Genomic DNA, 20,549 nt, shown 5'->3' with positions numbered 1-20,549 from the left:
GCTTGACGGGCTATCCGTCGCTTGCGGAGTTCTTTCCGTCGCTTGCGAGGTTCTTTCCATCTCTTGCCGAATCTTTTTACATCTAACTATAACGCAAAAGCAGTTCTCCTCAATGGGAGAACTGCCTTTTTTAATGTAATCCTGGATACCCTTGTTGACGCAATGCTTCATAAATAACAATGGCTGCTGTATTCGATAGATTGAGTGATCGAACATGCTCACTCTGTGGAATACGTAAGCACATATCTTTACGCTCATACGCAAAATCCTTTGGCAGGCCAGTCGTTTCTTTTCCAAACATAAAGTAAATATCACGATCTTTATCACTAAAATCATGTGTCGTAAAAGGCTCTTCACTATATGTCTCAATTAAGTAAACGTCACCATTTTTGGATGCCTCTAAAAAATCCTCTAGCGAATCGTGATACACGACATTGACACTATGCCAATAATCTAAGCCGGCACGTTTTAGCATTTTATCGTCTGTGGAAAAACCAAGAGGACGAATTAAATGTAGTGACGTATTTGTTCCAGCACATGTGCGTGCAATATTTCCTGTATTCGCTGGAATTTCTGGTTGATATAAAACGATATGCAATGGCATAACGATACACTTCCTTAACTAAAAAATTGTAAACCTTTGTCAATTTCAACGAGTACTTCCTCGTCTTGTTCTTTTGCTTTTGCCTCAAGTAATGCAGATTGGGCTTGCTCTCCGCCTATCTTGCCTAATGCCCATGCTGCCGTCCCTCGAATAACAGGTCTTTCATCCTTTTCAAGAAGTGCTACTAAATCTGGTACCGCAGCTTCTTCTTTAAAGTGTGCAAGTGCCAAAATAGCATTGCGTTGAATTGGCTTTTTCCCCCTCCATGAACCAGAAACATGTCCAAACTTTTCTTTAAAGTCACGATTTGAAATCGTTAAAAGTGGTACAAGTAATGGCTTTGCAAGCTCTGGATCAGGTTTAAATTCCTCATGTATCCAGTTAATCTTTCCTTTATTCTTTGGGCACACGGTCTGGCATGTATCACAGCCATACAAACGATTACCAATATGGGAACGAAACTCATCAGGTAGCATTCCCTTAGTTTGCGTTAAAAAGGCTATACAACGCTGTGAGTCTAGCTGTCCTCCCTCGATTAACGCACCTGTTGGACAAACATCTAAACATAAACGGCAATCCCCGCATTCATCCTCCATAGGCTTATCAGGAGCAAAAGGAATATTCGTGATAAGCTCTCCTAAATATACATAAGAACCGAACTCAGGTGTTATAACCGAGCAGTTTTTCCCGCTCCAGCCTATCCCAGCACGCTCTGCAACTGCCCTATCCACAAGTGCGCCTGTATCAACCATGGATTCAATACGTGCACCTTCTATGCGCTCCTCAAGCCAGGCTGATAATAATTTCAATCGCTCACTTAATGCTGTATGATAATCGACACCCCAGGAAGCACGGCAAAAAATCCCACGTCTTGCTCCCTTCTTGCCGACAGGTGCATTTTGCATGCGCGACGGATAAGCTACAGCTATCGCCACAATGCTCTCTGCTCCCTCTAACAATTGTAGGGGTTCGGTACGTTTTTCAATATCACTTTCTTCAAAGCCAGACTGATAGCCAAGCTCTTGCTGACGGCGTAGTCTATTTTTTAATTCTGTAAATGGAGCTGCTGTTGTAAAGCCTATTTTATCTACACCAATGGACAATGCATACGCCACAAATTCACGTTGTAGGTCATGTATGTTCATTTTATTTCCAACTCCTTACATGATACAATAATAGAAATAGATAAAGTAGGTGATGTTTTATGGAAATTTCAATTAATCAATCTCTATTGACACAACATCCCGAGCTAAAAATCGGCATTATCCATTATACCAAAATTGTCGTTGCAGAATCTCCTCAAATGATTAAAGGACGCATGCAGTTGTATCAGGAAAACCTCTTTTTAGAAATGCAAGATAGTCCTGTAACGCAAAGAGCGGGAATCGCAGAATGGCGACAACTATGGAAAAAGATTGGCGCAGATCCGAATCGCTATCGTCACTCAGCAGAAAGCTTAATGCGCCGAATAAGTAAGCAAAATTATTTAACACCCCTTCACTCTGGTGTTGATTTAAATAATTTCTTCTCCCTTCAATATGAAATTCCAGTAGGCTTATATGATGTAGCTGAACTACAAGGAAATATAGAAATTGCACTTGGCAATGAGGACACTGGCTATGAAGGCTTAAATGGTCGTTTTAATGCATTAAAAAATATCCTTTATAGTGGTGATACTAAAGGAGCATTTGGATCACCATTTGTCGATTCTAAACGTACGTCTGTTTCAGAGGAAACGACCGAGGCTCTACATATTTTCTATCTTCGCCCATCATTATCAGAAGAAAATGCGAAAGAGCTTCTTGCATCTGCCGGTAAGATGTTTAACCAAATTCATGGCGGCGATTATAAAATGGCTCTATTAACAAACGCAGCACCATCTACTACAATGTAAAAGGACGTGTTTTCATGATTAATCTAGCAGAAGCCGTTAAGCTAAAAAGTATTTTAGCAAAAAAAGTTCAAGAGCTTGTAAGCGAATTACACCGTAGCGCTTTTGTAACTGTTGAAAAAGGACAAGCACCCAAAACAAGTAATCGCGCAATGAAAGTAATTGAAGCTGAATTGGCTCAAGTACGTCTCGATGTTCGTACATTGGATCGTTTAGTATATGAAGCCAATATAAAAAACTCAGTAGACTTTAAAGGGGAAAAACTAGCATTAGTTGAAGCGATTGAGCTTGCAACACAACTCCGAGCAGATGCTGAGCTGTGCAAACAGTTTAGTATGCATGAAAAAGAAACTGTACGCATGGGTTATGGTGAAAATACAATGCTTTATGAAATTGCAATGTATGAGCCAGATGAGTACCGTGAACGTGCTATTACACTAGAAAAAGATGCCCATAAACTATCGAATCTTATCAATGCGAAGAATTATAGTGTTGAAGTTAACTTCGATGATTCTCGTTATTTCTAATCAGATCGTAAAATACTGCAATAAAAAAAGCATCCTTTTTGAACTGCACCTCCAATTGTTAGATTATGTCTAACAATTGGGATGCAACTCATTTTGGGATGCTTTCTTTCTACTTTGTTAAATCGAAATTAATTCCAAATTTACCTAAATCTGAATCAGCGATAAGAAAAGTTACATTATAATTAGTATTAGGATCAGTATATGTATGAGTAGCTTTATTCTCATCACCAGCTATACCTAATTCATCACCAAGTTTATCTACATTCAATCCTAATACATAAGCAATTGTTCCAGCAGAAGTAAGTCCTTCTCCCCATTCATCTGCATCTTCATTTACTTCGTTTTCTGGTAGTGCTTCTATAGAAATACCATATCCAATTATTTTTTTATCATTATTATATTTAGCTTCTACTTTATAATGACCCTTATATTTTTTAAAATCAGTTTCCAATAAGATTTGTGAGAAAGTATTATTCTCCTCTTTATTCAGGTCACTAGTTATAGGTTCTGAAATCTTGTCTATTTCGATTGGTTCTTCTGCATCCTGTTTTAATACATCAACTTTGACATTGTATTTTTTAACAAACTTTTCTACAGCGGCTTTTGATTCAGAATCAACCTCTTCATATTTTACTGGGACGACTTTCTTTTCCTCAGCTGGTTCTTTCTTTACAACATCTTCTTTTTTTACATCTTCCTCTTTTCTCTTCTCTGCTCCCTCTCCGGAACATCCAACTAGCATAACTGCTAGAAGTAATAATAAAGCTTTCTTCATTGCCTTTTTCCCTCCGAATGCATATCAATAAAAATATACGTTACTAGATTCAATGAAATAGAATTCAATGTAAAAATTACCTGAATCACTATACCATATTATCCTATTACAATTCTGACAAAATAAGGTGTCTATTTCCACCCTTATCATTCGCCATTTTTCGACATATCGAATGAAGTCAAGGATCTATGTAACTTATTGAACTTGCTCAAATGAGTAAAGCAAGAATCATTTCTTTTTTGAGCGGTTCAAAAAAAACGTTCAACCGAAGTGGCTAAGCGCTTTTTGATAGTCTGTTTTTTTAGGATTTTAGCCAATGGTACCTCTTGCCAAGTCAAATCAATTATGCCTCGGCATAATTCCGTGACATCCGATGGAGGCTTTAACTTCTGCTGGAAGAAGTTAAAATGCTTTACTGGTTTTGAAGTCTATCATTTAGCATAGCTAAGTAAAAACTTCTTTTCTCATTTGCAAGAGTCATCACGTTTTCCAATTGCTCCAATTGTTGCTCTAGTAGATTAACATGTTTATTTAATAGTTCAATCCGTTTATGTAAAATAGCCTGGATATCTTCTATTTCTTGATCATTTTGTGTTAGCAGACAGCCATCTTCAGCAAATAAAGTCATATCTTTTAGCTTCATTCCTGTTTGCTTTAATCCATAAATAAATTGGATAAAGCGAAGATCCTGATCATTATATTGCCGAATCCCGTTTTGCTTCCCATCCAAGCGATAAGGATTAGGTAAGAGACCCATTTTTTCATAATAACGAAGTGTATATGCAGAAATACCTGTTAATTTCGATATTTCACCAATTGAGTACATTAGGTTTAGTCCCCTTTCATTCACATATAAGAACAACCTTTCCTACAGATATTGATTTTTCAAGCAATTCTTGTGCATGTGCCGCTTCCCTTAAAGGAAGTCTGTAAGAGATCAAGGGATTGATTTTCCCTTCCTCTAACAATGAGAGAAGGAACCGAACATCTTCCTTAAACCAATCTAATCTTTCTTTTTTTAATGAGGTTATAGAGTAAAGATAGATAGGATTACCTTTCCCTGTAGTTCGATTTCCAGCCAGACTTTCCCATTCTTCTGAATCTTCTTGCTGAAGAATCGACGTATAGCCGTAACCTATGAAACGGCCATTCTTGCTTAAGGTTTTCATCGAACGTTCATAATTCCGGCCTCCTATTGGATCAAATACAGTATCCATACCTTCAGGAGCCTGGATTCGAAGAGCATCTACAAAATCTTCGTTTCGATAGTCAATCGGCATGGCGCCGTATTGGGATACAATTGAATGTTTAGCTAAGGAAGCCGTGCCATACATTTCTAATTTCGCTAACTTTCCAAGCTCAAGTAATGCAGTACCAACCCCTCCACTTGCCCCGTGAATAAGGATACGTTCTCCCTCAGCTACCTTAGCAATCCGGTGAAGCATTTGATAGGCTGTCACATAATTTAAGATCGCAGCAACCGCCGTTACGGAATCGATATGAGCAGGAATCCCGACAACCTCATCGTCCATCGCGTACACGTAAGATGCATAGCCACCTGTTCCGTTAAAAAAGACGGCTACCTTATCCCCTACCAAATATTTTTGCACGCCTTCTCCCAACTCGTCAACAATCCCAATAGCGTCGTATCCTGGGGTAAAAGGAGGTATAGGAGATAGCGGAACTTTACCCTCTCGTCTCATAATATCCGCAAGTGCAACCCCTGCTGCTTCGACCTTAACTCGAATTTCTCCCCTTTCAGGTTTTCGTAAGGGCTCCTCTATCACATCAATAACCTGAGGTCCTCCGTATCGAGTTACAATTACTCGTGTATTCAAATTAAAACATCTCCCCTCAATAAAGATGTTTGTATTATATTTGCTAGAGTAAACTCTAAGTCAAGGGAACTATTTTGCATTAGCCATGGTTTAAAGTTCTATTACATAGACGATTTCCCTGAAACTGTATACAATAGATTTATGGGGTCGATGAGACTTCATATCGAATTGGATGTGCTGTTTTCAAAACTAGCTTTTTGGAGCTAACTTAAACAAAACCAATGACAAGTTACCTGTTACTGTATGACCAATGACTAATAACCAACTATAAGCAATGGCCATACTCAAACAACTTGACAATTATTTGAAAACGCCATCCAATAGCTCTCTTACATCTTGTATGTAGGAGAGTTTTTTATGTGAATATAATTACCTCATCTTGCTTTAACGAATAAAGAAGCAACATAGAAAATAAACCCTATTACAAAGGCAATTAATTGATCCAATAATAATTCATCATGAAGAAACCATTTTAGCAAAAAGACTCCACCGAAAATTAACATGATTAAAAACCCAACATATTTCAATCCATTATGTAGCATTTTCTACCTCCTTAAATTAGCAAAAAAATCCAAGGTGTTTAGATATTACCGAACACTCTTGGATAACTTCCACTATTCAATTCTATGATTTAACTGTTCCTTATCCAAAGAATTATGTTATAGCTAAATCAAACTATTATTTTATTTCATTCTATATTTAAGTCGAAAAAATCTTTCTTTTCGTCCTCATTCAACAAATATATTCCTGTATCCGTTTGAATAACGAATTGATTTTTCCATTTTAAAAACTCGAAAGGTCTAGAATTCAGAGAAATATACGGGGTAATTTCTCCGCTATCAGGATTAAAGATGACAATTCGTTTGTTTTCCATATCACAAATATATAATTGACCATCAATATAAGAAATATATTCAGGATAATTTAAACCGGTCATTTCATTTTCAGAAAAAATTACACGGAGCTCAGTGTTTAATTCTCTTTGCTTCTGAGCAAGGCTTTCGTCTGTTGTATAATGATAGATTTTTTCTATTTTGAAACTCGGAAACATATATTTTACAACCGAATTTAATGTTGGGGATACGCCCCAAATGGCCTGTCCATCCGAACAAATTTGATATAATGTATCACAATAGTCGGCAGCTTCCAATGAAATATATTGTACAAGCTCGTTATGTTCATTAAAATGTAAAATGGTATCATGCGGCCATAGGAGACAAACCGTTTCATTTTGTATGGTACATTTCATAAAATTTGTAACATAAGAAAATAAATTATTTGGGATGATATCCATTTCAAAGTCCTTTTCAATATTTGCTCCAAACGCATTATTAAAGTATTCCTTCTGACTTATCAACTTTGAGTTTCCGTCTTCTTTTATCCAACACTTCGCTATACTTTCGATATAAGAAAAATTCGAACTCGATAATTGCGGAAATATCTTTCCCCAATTTTCACAAAAATTACTTTTCACATATAATTCTTTTGGAATTTCCTTTAAATACTCCCCATCATATTGATAGTAATAAGTTTGGTTGTCTTCTTCAGAAAAACTAGCGAAAAATAATGTACTTTCGGTTTGTATAAGAGCATGACCATTCGAATGTAATTTTTTCATAATATCTTTATCATCTCCATTCTATAAGGGAGGGTGAAAACTCATCAGCAATTATCATCGTGATGACACTTATCCCAAACTTGTTAAAAACAATAGCACGAATATCAAAATTTTCGAAATCACTTTTTTCAGTTTTTTAAGCATATTTTGATAATCCACTTGTAATGAACATAAACAAACTTCAAAGATTAATCTGTATATTTTTTCTGTTACTTCTTCTTGTCTAGCAAGCATTATTCTATACTAATGTAACTCCTCATGTTATTCCTCGCCCCTCTTTAATAGTGATAAAGAACTTACTTGGGGAAAATAAAAGAAAGTTAGTTTTCATTCTTTTCTAATTGTATCTTTTAATCCATTTATCTCTTTTCTAAAACATCAGTTTGTGAAGCTGCTTTGCTCGTTACACGAACGTCACAAACTTCGTAAAAATCAAAAACTGTATTCATTAAACTCACTCTCCCCTAGTTTGTAAGAGAGTTTTCATGTCTAGTTCTCCCCTAACATGGACACAATGGATATATCCAAAGAAAGGGGTTAAACAATGACAAACCAACATGATTCAACAAACGAGCATGACATGACTTTGACAAATCGACAGGGGCACCCTATTACTAACAATCAAAATATACGAACTGTCAGTAATCGAGGACCTGCAACTCTTGAAAACTATGATTTTATAGAAAAAATAAGTCACTTTGACCGCGAAAGAGTTCCTGAGCGCGTTGTTCATGCGCGAGGTGCTGGGGCACATGGCTATTTTGAGACATACGGTGTTGTTGGGGATGATCCTATTTCTAAGTATACAAGAGCAAAAGTGTTCCAGGATAAGGGGAAACAGACACCTATTTTTGTGCGCTTCTCAACGGTTATTCATGGTGGTCATTCACCAGAGACATTACGTGATCCACGAGGCTTTGCTGTAAAATTCTACACTGAGGATGGTAACTGGGATTTAGTCGGCAATAATTTAAAAATCTTCTTTATCCGCGATGCAATGAAATTCCCTGATATGATTCACGCCTTTAAGCCTGATCCTATTACAAATATTCAGGATGTTGAACGCTTTTTTGATTTTTGTGCAAGCTCACCAGAATCCTTCCATATGGTGACATTCATTTATTCACCTTGGGGTATTCCTGCTAATTATCGAATGATGCAAGGCTCTGGCGTCAATACGTATAAATGGGTCAATAGTGAAGGCAAAGCTGTCCTTGTAAAATATCATTGGGAACCTTTACAGGGCATTAAAAACTTAACACAAAAAGAAGCAGAAGATATCCAAAAGAAAAACTTCAATCATGCCACACAAGATTTATACGATGCGATTGAAAATGAGGATTATCCTGAATGGGAGCTAAACGTCCAAATTATGGAGGATGGTCCACATCCAGAGCTTGATTTTGATCCGTTAGATGATACGAAGCTTTGGCCTAATGATCAATTCCCGTGGTATCCAGTTGGTAAGATGGTGTTAAATAAAAATCCAGAAGATTATTTTGCTGAGGTTGAACAGGTCGCTTTCGGTACAGGTGTACTAGTGGACGGATTGGATTTCTCGGACGATAAAATGCTACAAGGTCGTACCTTCTCTTATTCTGATACACAGCGTCATCGTGTAGGTGCAAACTATTTACAACTCCCTATCAATGCTCCTAAAAAACGAGTGGCAACCAACCAAAACGGTGGTCAAATGATGTATAAGCGAGATTTAGCTCCGGGGCAAAATCCTCATATTAACTATGAGCCTTCAATGTTAAATGGTTTAAAGGAAGCTACTCAATCGGCTAAAGAATATACGCCACTCGTGGAAGGTAATCTCGTTCGGGAATCAATTGATCGTCAAAACAATACGAAGCAAGCTGGTGAAACATATCGCAATTTTGAGCAATGGGAGCGAGATGAGCTGCTTGAAAACTTAATTCGTGATTTAGCAGTCTGTAATATAGCTATTCAAGAAGCGATGATTGCATTAGCAGAGGAAGCAGATGAAGAATACGGTCGCTTGTTGAAGGAAGGATTACAAAAAGCTCGAAATAATTCTTCTTCATCAAAGCCACTTGGCAATATTAATGGTGATGAAGCCCCTAAAAAGGCTGTAGATAAAGGTCATGGCGCAGAGCCTTATTAATATTCATAATAAAGCGCTCAGCACAAAATAAAGTGCTGAGCGCTTCTTTTAATGCACACCAGGCAAAATCTTTAGTACCTTTTTCTGTGCATCTAAAATAGCATCAACTCCTAATGGAATAGCAATATTCGTTGAATCATGGCCAATTTTAAAACCTGCTACAACCGGAACGCCTAAATCCGCAAAATAATCCTTCATTAAAGTAAATAGTGCCGCTTCATCCGCTTCTGTTTGGGTAAAGGAACCGATAATAACACCTGCTAATTGCTCAAGCTTTCTTGCCTGCTTTAATTGCTGTAGATTCTCATCGATTTTTGGAATAGTTTCTCCAAGCTCCTCAATTAATAAAATGCGACCTTCCGTGCGCACTTCAAATTTAGTACCTAATGTGTTAACAAGGCGCCGTAGATTCCCACCTATAATCTGACCGCGAGCAACACCTGATACAATCGTTGTTAACGGGGCAATATCCTCCGTATACTGTAATTCCATCGGCGAAAATAACTGTAAAAACATTTTCTTTGATAAATCATCTATTCTATCTACAGACATAAGGAGCGGTCCATGAAACGTCACTAAATTAGCATATTCATTAATCGCGCAATGTAAATATGTAAGATCAGAGAAGCCCCAGAAAATTTTTGGATTTTCCTCAAGTAGTCCGTAGTCAATCTTTTCCGCAATTCGTGCAGAGCCATAGCCCCCCTTAACACAAAAAATTGCCTTCACCTCTGGATTTCTCACCATCTCATGAAAGTCATTCAGACGCTCCTCATCACTACCTGCTAAATAATCATGCTTTGCCTGAATAGTATCCCCAATTATATAGTTAAGACCTAACTCATCAAGAAAGGATAGTGCATCCCCTAGCATTTCGGGCTTCACTAGACTTGATAAAGCTACAAGTCCAACTATATCACCCTTTTGTAAATGTGGTACGGTACTTTTCACCCTAACCCCTCCTATAGTTTTTCTTATTTTAGCCTATAGATCATATTGTAGCATTGATTAATAGCGAAGTTAATTCTTATAACATCTGAACTTTCGGGTGAATGGTCCTCCATTTTAATGGTCTATCCGTCGCTTTAGCTCTTCTTTCCGTCGCTTTGACAATTCCATCCGTCGCTCTGATTTCTTTCCGTCACTTGAGCTCTTCTTTCCGTCGCTGTCTCCTTTCTATCCGTCGCTTTGGCAATTCCATCCGTCGCTCTGATTTCTTTCCGTCACTTGAGTTCTTCTTTCCGTCGCTGTTGCCTTTCTTTCCGTCGCTTTGACAATTCCATCCGTCGCTCTGATTTCTTTCCGTCGCTCTGATTTCTTTCCATCGCTTGAGCTCTTCTTTCCGTCGCCGTCGCCTTTCTTTCCGTCGCTTTGTCGATTCCATCCGTCGCTCTGATTTCTTTCCGTCACTTGAGCTATTCTTTCCGTCGCTGTCTCCTTTCTATCCGTCGCTTTGACAATTCCATCCGTCGCTTGAGCTTTTCTTCCCGTCGCCGTCGCAGTTCTATCCGTCGCTTTGCCGATTCTATCCGCAGCTCTGCTTTCTTTCCGTCACCCTGGTTCTTCTATCCGTCGCTCTGAACGCTAAAATAAAAAAGCGTAGACTTCAAATAATAAAGTCTACGCTTAATTCCTATTTTGTTCCGCCGTAAATAACTGTTACATTTGGATGATTTAATAATTGGCTTGCTGGGAAATCTTCAGTGACGATACCACTTTTTAATTTTTCCATAGCCTCTAGCTTTTTTTCACCAAATGCAATTAACACGATTTCCTTGGCATTCATAATAGATTGGATGCCCATTGTAATAGCATGTGTTGGTACATCCTTAGAGTCATCAAAATAAATTGCATTTTCTGTGCGCGTAGATTCAGTTAACTCTATAATATTAGTCAGTGAATCAAAAGCTGTGCCCGGCTCGTTAAAGCCAATATGCCCGTTTACGCCAATACCTAGAAGCTGGAGATCAATTCCTCCCGCTTCCTTGATTCGAGCATCATAAGCTACACACTCATCATCTAAATCCTTTGCCTTACCATTTGGTAAATGTATATTTTCTTCCTTAATATCTACATTCTTAAATAAATTGTCATGCATAAATGTCCAATAGCTTGCTGGACTTGATTGATCGAGACCAACATATTCGTCTAAGTTAAAAGTAATAACATCGCTGAAAGAAATATTTCCAGCTTGTTGGCGTTTCACTAATTCCTTATACATCCCTACAGGAGAACCACCAGTTGCTAATCCTAAAATACTTGTTGGCTTTACTTGTAATTGTTTAGTGAAAATATCCGCTGCTACTTCGCTCATTTCATCGTATGAATTTACTTCTATCCATTTCATTTCGCTTGTCATTCGTATACCTACCTTACAATCATTATTATTAACTAAAATAATAGGAAATATTTATCTTTATAGTAGCTAATATTTTCATTTTACAAGTTATTTACCTACTTTTCTATTATTTTCTTTCTATTATTCACGTGTATTCTCGAGCCATTTCGGTTATGTTATTTAGTAAGGAAGTGAGGAGATTTTATGAATTCACAAATGCAGCAATATTTAAAGCTTATTCAATTTCAAGGATCTTTAGAGCCATCTATTAAGCTACTTGGTCAGCTCCAAACAAGACATCTCCATATCATTCCTTATGAGAACCTAGATGTTGCCTTGAAACATGGCATCTCCTTCACTATCCCTGACCTTTTTCAAAAAATCATTATTCAACATCGCGGAGGCAATTGCTTTGAACTAAATATTTTATTTAGCTGGCTACTTCGCGAACTCGGATTTTCTGTAACCAATCGTTATGCTCAGTTTTGGCGCAATATTGAAGCAGATACTCCTGCCAAAGATGTACCTATGCATCAGCTATTACTCGTCAATTTCGCTGGCCAATCATATATTTCAGATGTTGGCGTAGGTGCACTAGCTCCTTGTAAGCCAGTTCCACTAATAGCTGGGCACCAACACCGTGAAGGTAATGAGCTTTATAAAATTGAACGAGATGAAGCGAACGGCTGGATGCTGTACGAACAAACAAAACATAATTGGCGTTTACTCTATAGTTTTTTTGATGACGCAAACGATGCAAAGTTTGCACCAAGACTTTCTAAACAAAAAAATAAAATCGCTATGATTCGTACCCCTCGTGGACGACACACAATGCTTAATAATGAATTCCGAATATATGAGGGACAATCCCTAACAACCTATACAACTCATAACGAAAAGGAATGGCGACAAGCACTTCATCGCTTTTTTCATATTTCATTAGATTAGATGCTTCATACAAAAAGCAAGCATCCCCATTAATAGGAGGCTTGCTTTTCCTGTGCTAACTTTTTAGATACGACTTATTTACAAAAAAGCCTCCGTAAGCGTTTACAGAGACTTATTAATTAGACTATTTGTTTTGAATTATACCGAAGCCAAGCCCAGTTGGATCTACCATATAGGCAAGATAAAACTCATCGAATTCCATTTTGTCACGAACAATGATGGCACCATTCTGTTTAGCATTGGAAATAGCTTCATCGATAGAATCCACTTCAATTTGAATACGTGTTCCAAAAGGATAGTCATGTGGTCCCTTAGCAATACCGCCATTAATCCCAGATTTTTCATCATCCCCGGTTGTTACAGCCCAATATTCCCAATTAGGTACAGCTACCTCCCAACCAAAAACCTTTGCATAAAACTCAGCTGCTTTTTCAGGCTCCTGACTATTCAATTCAAACCCTATTACCCTTCCCATATAATTCCCCTCCTGATTTTTGAAGTATAATTTATAGTTCAACAGTTTGTTGAATATTTCCTTCAACCAGACTTCTGTAACTGGCGATGTCCGTAGCAATTGTAAAAACTTTGAGTCACTCTTTATTCAGGCAATTACTATTTTTTTAAAGGAGATAAAAAAGGCGGGATATAAATGAAAATTGCATGTATAGGAGACAGCTTAACAGAAGGTCGACCAGGGGTTTCATTTTTTAAACTACTAACAACAAAACATCAACATATCGAATTTGATAATCACGGTAAACCAGGTGAGACAGTAAAAAGCTTATACACTCGTTTAGAGAAATCGAAGCTAGCTACTTATTATGACCTCATCTTTCTTTGGATCGGTGTCAATGATGTCTATGCTAAACTTTTGAAAGTGCAGGCACAGCCAGTTACAAAAGATCTTCAAGAGTTTAAAGATTACTATGTAAAAGTTTTAGAAATGTTTTTAGCATCCTCTAAACATGTTGTTTTAGTAACACCAGCTTTAATAGGAGAGGCGATAAAAAACACTTCAAATACGGAATTAAAAGAGCTCTCCTCCATTATTCAGTCCATTTCTTCTAAATATGCAAATGTTAGCTTTTTAAATATGCAAGAGATTTTTGAGAGTCACTTGGAACAAGTTAATAGTTCGGATCATATTAACACCAATGTTATGCGAGTAATGAAAGATGTACTGTTTTATAAAAATCCTTTTCGTATTGACCGTTTATCCGAAAAGAGAGGGCTACATTTAACTTTAGATGGTGTTCATTTAAATAGTAAAGGCGCAGAACTTGTCGTGGAAGAATACACAGCTGTAATTGAACAGCTTCAATTACAGGAAGCTACTGTCCATTAGGAATTCATACGAGGGATGAAGGTTGCAGTTGTTACTGATGGTGTATCAGATATAAGGAAGGCTATCCACAAAGAGTTAATAGATCGTAATCAATCTTGATAAATCGGCGATGTCCAAACAATTGAAAAAACCAAAAACGATGTCTTCGCAGCAATTAGCAAAATCACAATTGCAGGCGTACACAAAAGTATACCTATTATTTGCCCAATGCCAATGCGTAAAACAATGGATGTTGTCTTCACCTTCTCACTTCTTTACACAGAGCATTAACGAGAATGGTCTGAAAGTATGCCGAAAAGCTCGATTAACATAAACCTTTAAAATAAAAGCTGTCTTTCTAAATGGTAAAAAACCGCTATGCTTTTCCGCCGGCAAGGCACGAGCCGCATCAGGGCTAAAAATAGGATATTGGGCACGAAGACATATGTCTGCATCGCTACAATATCATTTACACTTCATCACAAAAACAATTCGTAGGAGTCTCGCGGCTTTTTACCTTTATATTAAAGATAACTAAAACACAAAAACTAATTAACCCCTTAAGAGGCAGCTAGTGATCTTCTTCATTCTTCTTATAAATGCCTAAGAGTAATATAATAAGCCCTATAACAAAAATCAAAGGAGATAAAAACATCATAATCGATGCTGCCCAACCGTTTCTAACCGTCATTCCATACGTGACGCCAATTAAAAAAGATAAGAATGGTGCAAATGCAAGCATTGTAATGATACCCCAAACTATATATCTTCCTTTCTCCGACCTTCCTTCGCTTAATTGGAACGCCGCTATTAAACCTACTAATACAATTATTAATGCAATGACAAACGCCATAAAATCACCTCCTCTTTTCTTCTACAATATGCTGTATTAGTTAAATGGTTTGGTAACTTTAACACTAAACTTCTTAAAAATATCCCTGTCATTAATCTAATGCCGTTATTTAATCAAAAAAAATACCACAACCAGCAATTGCTGTGGTTGTGGCTTTTTACTGCTCGATCTAATTGACATTTTGCAAGATAACACCATCGCTCATTTTAATAATACGATCTGTATAAGCAAGCATCTCTTCATCGTGCGTCACCATTAAAGTAGTAATGTTTAAGGTCTTAGTCAAATCTCTAATTAACAACATAACCTCTTTTGATCTTTTTGAATCTAAACTTGCTGTTGGTTCATCTGCGAACAGAACTTTCGGTTTATGAATAATTGCTCGAGCAATGGCAACACGTTGCTTCTCTCCACCTGACAATGAAGAAGGATAAGAATTTTTCCGATGGTCCATTCCTACTAATTTTAGTATTCGATCAACTTCATTTTTTTGTTCAGACTTCTTTAACTTGGATTCAGAAACATCTAACATTAGCAGTAATTGTTCCTCAACTGTTAGGAAAGGTACAAGGTGTGCAAACTGAAAGACAAATCCAAATTTACTTGCTCGTACTTTTCGAACTTCTTCAGAGCTCATTGAAGTTAAATTGTTATCTTCAAATATAACTTGCCCATCTGATGCAGGCTGAAGTCCTGCAGCTATTGTTAGAAGCGTACTTTTACCAGAGCCAGATGCACCTACCAATGCTATGATTTCTCCTTCTTTTAGAGAAAGGTTTATTCCTTTTAATATTTCTTCTTTTACTTCGCCATTAGTAAACGTTTTTCTAACCTCATCAATTGTAAATAAAGTCATATTAAGCCTCTCCTTGCTGTATCGCTTGTAATGGTTCAATCTTTCTAATTTGTAGTCCTGAAATTGTAGCCCCAATAAATCCAATAATTAGGAACACTATCGATAATTGCGTCGTCGTCGCGATTGTTAAAGAGAAAGGCATCCCTTGTGGCGCTACCATATTAAATGCTTGGCTAAAGGCTACAGACAAAATAAGTGAAATAACTGTAATGATGGCCATCTGTGTCCATATCAATTGGAATAACTTACTTGTTTTCAAACCAATAGCTTTTAAAATTCCGTATAAGCCAATTTTTTGAACGTTCATCATATAGAAGAAGATTGCAAACAGCATCCCACTAATGACTACTAAAAACCAAACGATCATATTTAAAGACATTTGTTCTGCATTATAGCTTGGAATTGTATTAAGAAACGCTTTGTTTGAAAATGATTCTAATCCAGCAAATTCTTTTGAAGAATCTCCGTTTGGTACGAAAATCATCTGCATTTCATCAACACGGTAAATTTCTTTATAATCCTGTTCATTAATATAGGCAACAGGTGCATGACTATATTTCTTTTGGTCGACAAATCCTTTTACTACAAACTTGCCACTAAATTGATTATTCGTTAATGTATCTCCTACTTTAATTCCTTTATCTTTCATTGAACTATCTAATACGACTTCATTATGTTTCACATTTTCAAATAAATCTGACTCGGTAGATGTAACAAAGGCAACGCTTTGTTGCTTATTGTCCTTATCATTTAAAAAGCCCATTTGTAATGAAAAAGCTACTGCATCTTTTTCTTTGCTCAATATATCATTTTGTGTACTGCTATCTATTTTTGACAGATTATAAGTTTGATCTGCGTCCTTATTCATATAAAATTGACCTTGTGGTAAATCCTTAATTAGAGCGGCATTATCTTGTGACAATCCATTCGCCAAACCAGAGATAATAAAAGTTAAAAAACTAACTAGAAAAACAATCGAACCTAATATTAAAAATCTTACTTTATTCTTCTTAATTTCTTTCCACGCAAGATTCATAGTTAACTCCTCCATTCCTTTTTACATCCTTATCATAAGATCCTTAAATGAACGGAAGATGAACTAATTATTAAAAATGAAATGTTTTTAACAAAAAAAGCTCGTAAACCTTTTCTTTTTTAGGTTTACGAGCTGATTGTAATATTACTCATTATGATAGTAGTAGGCTTCACCATGTACACCATCCTAAATTGCTTTCGACAGATCTAATGACCATCTAAACGAATAACAGCCTTTTTATGATATTTAGGAGTTTCCTCTAACTTTGATTCGTACAAAATTACTTCATCTACTAGAAATTTGGGAAGCTGAAAATTTTCTTCCATCAATGCCTCGAACGGAATTTTCCCACATGCTTCATCCCATTTTCTCGCAACAGTTATATGTGGTGTAAAAGGCTTCTTATCTAATTCAAATCCAGCTTTAATACAATCCTGGTATACTATGTCTCGCACAAAATTTATTTGCTCAGATTCGAGCAGATCCACCCATAAAATTCTTGGATATTCTCTTCTTCCAAAAGTATTGAATCCTTGAATTATTAATTCGAATGGAGGAACATTCATCAGATTTTTCCGCGTTTCATCCACTACAGCCTGTAATTGCTTTTCATCCGCATGACCTAAAAAAGCCAATGTGATATGATAATCTTCCTGATGAACCCATCGTTTAAAATGAAAGTCTGTCTTCATTTTTTCACATCTTACTTTAAGAGCTGCTTTAATATCTGAAGGAAGTGGAACTGCAATAAAAAAATGTCTGTTCATAATCATACCCTCTCTGTTCATCGTTAATGCTGCTTATCAGGCATTATGTCTTTTCCTACTATAATTTAACCATTACTACTCACGCTAAAGCGGCGAAGACCACTCAGATAAAAGGCAAACATTCCTTCCATTTAAATAACCCACTTTGCTTTTTAGCTGAGTGGGCCTTATTATCTTTGATTATTTATCTATTTCAGGAAAGGAAAAACCCAAACGAATGTAAAATTCCACACAATAAAAGAATGAAGCAACCTTACGAAGTTTTTAAATTTAGGATTCTCCTTAAACAGTTATATCGAATACAGCTGTTTAACTGTTTTTTATCTATCCTATGTAACTCAAACTTTCTTTTTCGACCATAATAATTCCCTTAGAAGTAATTTCGTATAAATTTTTATCAGCTTTATATGAAATTAAATTTTCATCTGCTAAAAATTTTATTGCTTTATTCATGTGTTCGCTACGATACGGTGATTCTAAACTAAAATAATCTTCGTATGTCAAATCATTATTAAAATAGATATTATAAAGCTCATTTAAAAGCCTTTCTCTCAATGACCTGTAGAAATGAATGTTAGATTCATCTCTAGTAGCCCAATGTTCTAATAAATATAGCTGACCAATAGCCATACTATCCTCATAATGAATGATATAATCTGGAATTTCTTTAAATAATTCTAATAGATCTTGTTCTAAATCTATACTAATTTGATGAATTATATCTATAAATTTTTTATGATTATTATTTACTTTACAATCTCTTAAATTCCTATACATATAGATGTTTAATTTAGATTCATTAAACGCCCAATGATATTTTAAACATTGAGCTACTGCCCAATAATGAGCATTATTTTTCTCTGCCATGTATGACCAGATTTCAACTAAACAGAAAAAATTCATTTGTCTTTCAGCATAATCTGGATATAATTTAGTGTAGTCGTATACAATTTCTGAAAAAACTTGCATTTCATAAATATCATATTGCTGAACGCCTAAATTGTTATTTTCATAATGTTTACTTCTTGTATAGTCTCTATAAGCTAAGAAAGTTTTATTAGTAAGTCTATGTTGATTTTTTTCAATCAAAACTAATATCTCATCTCTTAAATCTTCCCATTTAACCCTTATTTCATCTTCCCTAAAAGCATTTACAGTATAAAAGAAATCTGCCAATTTATTAATAAAAATTTTATAAAACAATTCATGATTATCTTCTTTAGCTGTTTTAACTCTAGAGAAATAGAAAAAAAGAATATTCACAAAGATTGCTAATACAGCACTAAATATAGCTGCTGTAAAGGCCACTATAAACGATTCGCTACCAATAATATCCATTTAGTCCACCTCTCTTTTGTCTTTTATTATATTCTTTCTACATTTTTTCTACAATAAAAAAAGAACCCCTGATATATCAAGGATTCTTCGTTGTAATTGATACCGGTGGTCGGGGTCGAACCGACACTCCAAAGGAACACGATTTTGAGTCGTGCGCGTCTGCCAATTCCGCCACACCGGCATAATGGAGATAAAAAAAATCGGAAAATCCGATTAAGAAATAAATTATGGAGGCGGCAACCGGATTTGAACCGGTGATAAAGGTGTTGCAGACCTGTGCCTTACCACTTGGCTATGCCGCCATAATAATTGGAGCGGAAGACGAGGTTCGAACTCGCGACCCCCACCTTGGCAAGGTGGTGTTCTACCACTGAACTACTTCCGCAATAAATGGCTGGGGTACCTGGATTCGAACCAGGGCGTGACGGAATCAAAATCCGTTGCCTTACCGCTTGGCTATACCCCAAAAGTTAAATATATAAATGGGGCGACTGATGGGAATCGAACCCACGAATGCCTGAACCACAATCAGGTGCGTTAACCACTTCGCCACAACCGCCATATTACTATATATTTTATTGTTTTAAATTAAATGGGGCGACTGATGGGAATCGAACCCACGAATGCCTGAACCACAATCAGGTGCGTTAACCACTTCGCCACAACCGCCATGAAATTAATTAATTGGCAGGGGCAGTAGGAATCGAACCCACATCAAAGGTTTTGGAGACCTCTATTCTACCGTTAAACTATGCCCCTATAAAAATAAAAAACTGGTGGAGGGGGACGGATTCGAACCGCCGAACCCTAAGGAGCGGATTTACAGTCCGCCGCGTTTAGCCACTTCGCTACCCCTCCGGAAAAGCCATGGTGCCGGCGATAGGAGTCGAACCCACGACCTACTGATTACAAGTCAGTTGCTCTACCAACTGAGCTACACCGGCAAAAAAATATGGTGGGTCAGGACGGAATCGAACCGCCGACACTTAGAGCTTCAATCTAATGCTCTACCAACTGAGCTACTGACCCATATTTTTTAAAAAATGGCGGTCCCGACCGGGATCGAACCGGCGATCTCCTGCGTGACAGGCAGGCATGTTAACCGCTACACCACGGGACCATTTTGGTTGCGGGGGCCGGATTTGAACCAACGACCTTCGGGTTATGAGCCCGACGAGCTACCACTGCTCCACCCCGCGATAATAAGGTGATTTATTTAAATAATGGTGGAGGATGACGGGCTCGAACCGCCGACCCTCTGCTTGTAAGGCAGATGCTCTCCCAGCTGAGCTAATCCTCCATCTGGGTATTAAAAATGGTGACCCCTACGGGATTCGAACCCGTGTTACCGCCGTGAAAGGGCGGTGTCTTAACCACTTGACCAAGGGGCCATCGTTTGGAATGAAAAATCCTTAAAGTGCTGGCGGAGAGTAAGGGATTTGAACCCTTGAGACAGTGTTAACCGCCTACACGATTTCCAATCGTGCTCCTTCGGCCACTCGGACAACTCTCCAAGAATGGCTCCGAAGGCAGGACTCGAACCTGCGACAACCTGATTAACAGTCAGGTGCTACTACCAACTGAGCTACTTCGGAATAATTTTATCATATAGCCTAGCGACGTCCTACTCTCACAGGGGGAAGCCCCCAACTACCATCGGCGCTAAAGAGCTTAACTTCCGTGTTCGGTATGGGAACGGGTGTGA

At 37.2% G+C, this 20,549-nt stretch carries 20 protein-coding genes, 16 tRNA genes and 1 rRNA gene; 5 read left to right on the top strand and 32 right to left on the bottom strand.

Features of this window, described 5'->3' with window-relative positions:
• Nucleotides 1–130: 130 nt before the first annotated feature.
• Nucleotides 131–604, bottom strand: coding sequence for a tRNA (uridine(34)/cytosine(34)/5-carboxymethylaminomethyluridine(34)-2'-O)-methyltransferase TrmL (gene trmL / locus ACQKMV_RS21840; RefSeq protein ID WP_049668897.1), 474 nt, complete (start codon nucleotides 602–604; stop codon nucleotides 131–133).
• A 14-nt stretch (nucleotides 605–618) separates the two neighbouring features.
• Nucleotides 619–1,749 (bottom strand): tRNA epoxyqueuosine(34) reductase QueG, encoded by a 1,131-nt coding sequence (gene queG / locus ACQKMV_RS21835; protein ID WP_427506441.1) that lies wholly within the window; start codon nucleotides 1,747–1,749, stop codon nucleotides 619–621.
• 59 nt (nucleotides 1,750–1,808) lie between these two features.
• On the opposite strand from queG, the gene ACQKMV_RS21830 reads away from it, so the two are divergent.
• Together ACQKMV_RS21830 and ACQKMV_RS21825 are read left to right on the top strand one after the other, a co-directional pair.
• Nucleotides 1,809–2,498, top strand: coding sequence for a B3/B4 domain-containing protein (locus ACQKMV_RS21830; RefSeq protein ID WP_427506440.1), 690 nt, complete (start codon nucleotides 1,809–1,811; stop codon nucleotides 2,496–2,498).
• A gap of 14 nt (nucleotides 2,499–2,512) precedes the next feature.
• On the top strand, nucleotides 2,513–3,022 hold the full coding sequence (locus ACQKMV_RS21825) for a hypothetical protein (RefSeq protein ID WP_427506439.1): 510 nt from the start codon (nucleotides 2,513–2,515) through the stop codon (nucleotides 3,020–3,022).
• Between the two features lie 109 nt (nucleotides 3,023–3,131).
• Here ACQKMV_RS21825 and ACQKMV_RS21820 read toward each other — a convergent pair whose 3' ends face one another.
• The 5 genes from ACQKMV_RS21820 to ACQKMV_RS21800 all read right to left on the bottom strand — a co-directional run bounded on the left by ACQKMV_RS21820 (nucleotide 3,132) and on the right by ACQKMV_RS21800 (nucleotide 7,253).
• Nucleotides 3,132–3,797, bottom strand: coding sequence for a hypothetical protein (locus ACQKMV_RS21820; RefSeq protein ID WP_427506438.1), 666 nt, complete (start codon nucleotides 3,795–3,797; stop codon nucleotides 3,132–3,134).
• A gap of 412 nt (nucleotides 3,798–4,209) precedes the next feature.
• Nucleotides 4,210–4,623 carry a MerR family transcriptional regulator gene (locus tag ACQKMV_RS21815; RefSeq protein WP_427506437.1) on the bottom strand — a complete coding sequence of 138 codons (414 nt, stop codon included), beginning with the start codon at nucleotides 4,621–4,623 and terminating at the stop codon, nucleotides 4,210–4,212.
• A 16-nt stretch (nucleotides 4,624–4,639) separates the two neighbouring features.
• Complete coding sequence (locus ACQKMV_RS21810) at nucleotides 4,640–5,635, bottom strand: medium chain dehydrogenase/reductase family protein (protein WP_427506436.1); 996 nt, start codon at nucleotides 5,633–5,635, stop codon at nucleotides 4,640–4,642.
• A 374-nt stretch (nucleotides 5,636–6,009) separates the two neighbouring features.
• On the bottom strand, nucleotides 6,010–6,177 hold the full coding sequence (locus tag ACQKMV_RS21805; RefSeq protein ID WP_427506434.1) for a hypothetical protein: 168 nt from the start codon (nucleotides 6,175–6,177) through the stop codon (nucleotides 6,010–6,012).
• Nucleotides 6,178–6,323: 146 nt separating this feature from the next.
• Nucleotides 6,324–7,253 carry a hypothetical protein gene (locus ACQKMV_RS21800; RefSeq protein WP_427506433.1) on the bottom strand — a complete coding sequence of 310 codons (930 nt, stop codon included), beginning with the start codon at nucleotides 7,251–7,253 and terminating at the stop codon, nucleotides 6,324–6,326.
• A gap of 544 nt (nucleotides 7,254–7,797) precedes the next feature.
• Between ACQKMV_RS21800 and ACQKMV_RS21795 the strand changes: the two genes are divergently transcribed.
• Nucleotides 7,798–9,384: a catalase gene (locus tag ACQKMV_RS21795; protein WP_427506431.1), complete on the top strand. Its 1,587-nt coding sequence runs from the start codon at nucleotides 7,798–7,800 to the stop codon at nucleotides 9,382–9,384.
• Between the two features lie 48 nt (nucleotides 9,385–9,432).
• On the opposite strand, the gene ACQKMV_RS21790 is transcribed toward ACQKMV_RS21795, so the two are convergent.
• Both ACQKMV_RS21790 and nagB read right to left on the bottom strand, forming a co-directional pair.
• Entirely contained in the window at nucleotides 9,433–10,335 is a 903-nt protein-coding gene (locus ACQKMV_RS21790; protein ID WP_427506430.1) for a S66 peptidase family protein, read from the bottom strand.
• A 682-nt stretch (nucleotides 10,336–11,017) separates the two neighbouring features.
• Nucleotides 11,018–11,731 carry a glucosamine-6-phosphate deaminase gene (gene nagB, locus ACQKMV_RS21785; protein WP_427506481.1) on the bottom strand — a complete coding sequence of 238 codons (714 nt, stop codon included), beginning with the start codon at nucleotides 11,729–11,731 and terminating at the stop codon, nucleotides 11,018–11,020.
• 195 nt (nucleotides 11,732–11,926) lie between these two features.
• On the opposite strand from nagB, the gene ACQKMV_RS21780 reads away from it, so the two are divergent.
• Nucleotides 11,927–12,670 (top strand): arylamine N-acetyltransferase family protein, encoded by a 744-nt coding sequence (locus ACQKMV_RS21780; protein ID WP_427506428.1) that lies wholly within the window; start codon nucleotides 11,927–11,929, stop codon nucleotides 12,668–12,670.
• A gap of 124 nt (nucleotides 12,671–12,794) precedes the next feature.
• Here the strand turns inward: ACQKMV_RS21780 and ACQKMV_RS21775 are convergent, their stop codons facing one another.
• Nucleotides 12,795–13,145, bottom strand: coding sequence for a VOC family protein (locus ACQKMV_RS21775; RefSeq protein ID WP_427506426.1), 351 nt, complete (start codon nucleotides 13,143–13,145; stop codon nucleotides 12,795–12,797).
• Nucleotides 13,146–13,319: 174 nt separating this feature from the next.
• Here ACQKMV_RS21775 and ACQKMV_RS21770 point away from each other — a divergent pair, with 174 nt between their 5' ends.
• On the top strand, nucleotides 13,320–14,015 hold the full coding sequence (locus ACQKMV_RS21770; RefSeq protein WP_427506425.1) for an SGNH/GDSL hydrolase family protein: 696 nt from the start codon (nucleotides 13,320–13,322) through the stop codon (nucleotides 14,013–14,015).
• Nucleotides 14,016–14,565: 550 nt separating this feature from the next.
• Here ACQKMV_RS21770 and ACQKMV_RS21765 read toward each other — a convergent pair.
• From ACQKMV_RS21765 to rrf, 22 genes are all read right to left on the bottom strand, one after another.
• On the bottom strand, nucleotides 14,566–14,847 hold the full coding sequence (locus ACQKMV_RS21765) for a hypothetical protein (RefSeq protein WP_427506423.1): 282 nt from the start codon (nucleotides 14,845–14,847) through the stop codon (nucleotides 14,566–14,568).
• A gap of 169 nt (nucleotides 14,848–15,016) precedes the next feature.
• Nucleotides 15,017–15,703, bottom strand: a complete 687-nt coding sequence (locus ACQKMV_RS21760) for an ABC transporter ATP-binding protein (protein WP_427425772.1) — start codon at nucleotides 15,701–15,703, stop codon at nucleotides 15,017–15,019.
• 1 nt (nucleotide 15,704) lies between these two features.
• Complete coding sequence (locus tag ACQKMV_RS21755; protein WP_427506422.1) at nucleotides 15,705–16,739, bottom strand: ABC transporter permease; 1,035 nt, start codon at nucleotides 16,737–16,739, stop codon at nucleotides 15,705–15,707.
• A 206-nt stretch (nucleotides 16,740–16,945) separates the two neighbouring features.
• Nucleotides 16,946–17,506 (bottom strand): RNA 2',3'-cyclic phosphodiesterase, encoded by a 561-nt coding sequence (thpR, locus tag ACQKMV_RS21750; RefSeq protein WP_427506420.1) that lies wholly within the window; start codon nucleotides 17,504–17,506, stop codon nucleotides 16,946–16,948.
• 324 nt (nucleotides 17,507–17,830) lie between these two features.
• The gene (locus ACQKMV_RS21745) at nucleotides 17,831–18,844 is read right to left on the bottom strand and encodes a hypothetical protein (RefSeq protein WP_427506418.1); all 1,014 of its coding nucleotides are present in this window, start codon (nucleotides 18,842–18,844) and stop codon (nucleotides 17,831–17,833) included.
• A gap of 100 nt (nucleotides 18,845–18,944) precedes the next feature.
• Nucleotides 18,945–19,025, bottom strand: a tRNA-Leu gene (locus ACQKMV_RS21740).
• 47 nt (nucleotides 19,026–19,072) lie between these two features.
• Nucleotides 19,073–19,146: transfer RNA gene (locus tag ACQKMV_RS21735), tRNA-Cys, on the bottom strand.
• Between the two features lie 8 nt (nucleotides 19,147–19,154).
• A tRNA-Gly gene (locus tag ACQKMV_RS21730) sits at nucleotides 19,155–19,229 on the bottom strand.
• Nucleotides 19,230–19,235: 6 nt separating this feature from the next.
• Nucleotides 19,236–19,310 (bottom strand) — tRNA-Gln (locus ACQKMV_RS21725).
• Nucleotides 19,311–19,327: 17 nt separating this feature from the next.
• Nucleotides 19,328–19,403: transfer RNA gene (locus tag ACQKMV_RS21720), tRNA-His, on the bottom strand.
• Between the two features lie 34 nt (nucleotides 19,404–19,437).
• Nucleotides 19,438–19,513, bottom strand: a tRNA-His gene (locus ACQKMV_RS21715).
• Nucleotides 19,514–19,529: 16 nt separating this feature from the next.
• A tRNA-Trp gene (locus tag ACQKMV_RS21710) sits at nucleotides 19,530–19,603 on the bottom strand.
• A 15-nt stretch (nucleotides 19,604–19,618) separates the two neighbouring features.
• Nucleotides 19,619–19,702: transfer RNA gene (locus ACQKMV_RS21705), tRNA-Tyr, on the bottom strand.
• Nucleotides 19,703–19,712: 10 nt separating this feature from the next.
• A tRNA-Thr gene (locus ACQKMV_RS21700) sits at nucleotides 19,713–19,788 on the bottom strand.
• Nucleotides 19,789–19,797: 9 nt separating this feature from the next.
• Nucleotides 19,798–19,873: transfer RNA gene (locus ACQKMV_RS21695), tRNA-Phe, on the bottom strand.
• A 15-nt stretch (nucleotides 19,874–19,888) separates the two neighbouring features.
• A tRNA-Asp gene (locus ACQKMV_RS21690) sits at nucleotides 19,889–19,964 on the bottom strand.
• A gap of 4 nt (nucleotides 19,965–19,968) precedes the next feature.
• Nucleotides 19,969–20,043: transfer RNA gene (locus tag ACQKMV_RS21685), tRNA-Met, on the bottom strand.
• A 25-nt stretch (nucleotides 20,044–20,068) separates the two neighbouring features.
• Nucleotides 20,069–20,144 (bottom strand) — tRNA-Val (locus ACQKMV_RS21680).
• Between the two features lie 16 nt (nucleotides 20,145–20,160).
• A tRNA-Glu gene (locus ACQKMV_RS21675) sits at nucleotides 20,161–20,235 on the bottom strand.
• A 30-nt stretch (nucleotides 20,236–20,265) separates the two neighbouring features.
• Nucleotides 20,266–20,357: transfer RNA gene (locus ACQKMV_RS21670), tRNA-Ser, on the bottom strand.
• Nucleotides 20,358–20,362: 5 nt separating this feature from the next.
• A tRNA-Asn gene (locus ACQKMV_RS21665) sits at nucleotides 20,363–20,439 on the bottom strand.
• 16 nt (nucleotides 20,440–20,455) lie between these two features.
• Nucleotides 20,456–20,549: ribosomal RNA gene (gene rrf, locus ACQKMV_RS21660) — 5S ribosomal RNA — on the bottom strand; the annotation flags it as partial.

The organism is Lysinibacillus sp. NPDC094403, assembly GCF_050278745.1.
Taxonomy (GTDB): domain Bacteria; phylum Bacillota; class Bacilli; order Bacillales_A; family Planococcaceae; genus Lysinibacillus.
Note: the sequence above shows the minus strand (reverse complement) of the source record. Positions and strands in the feature narration are given on the sequence as shown.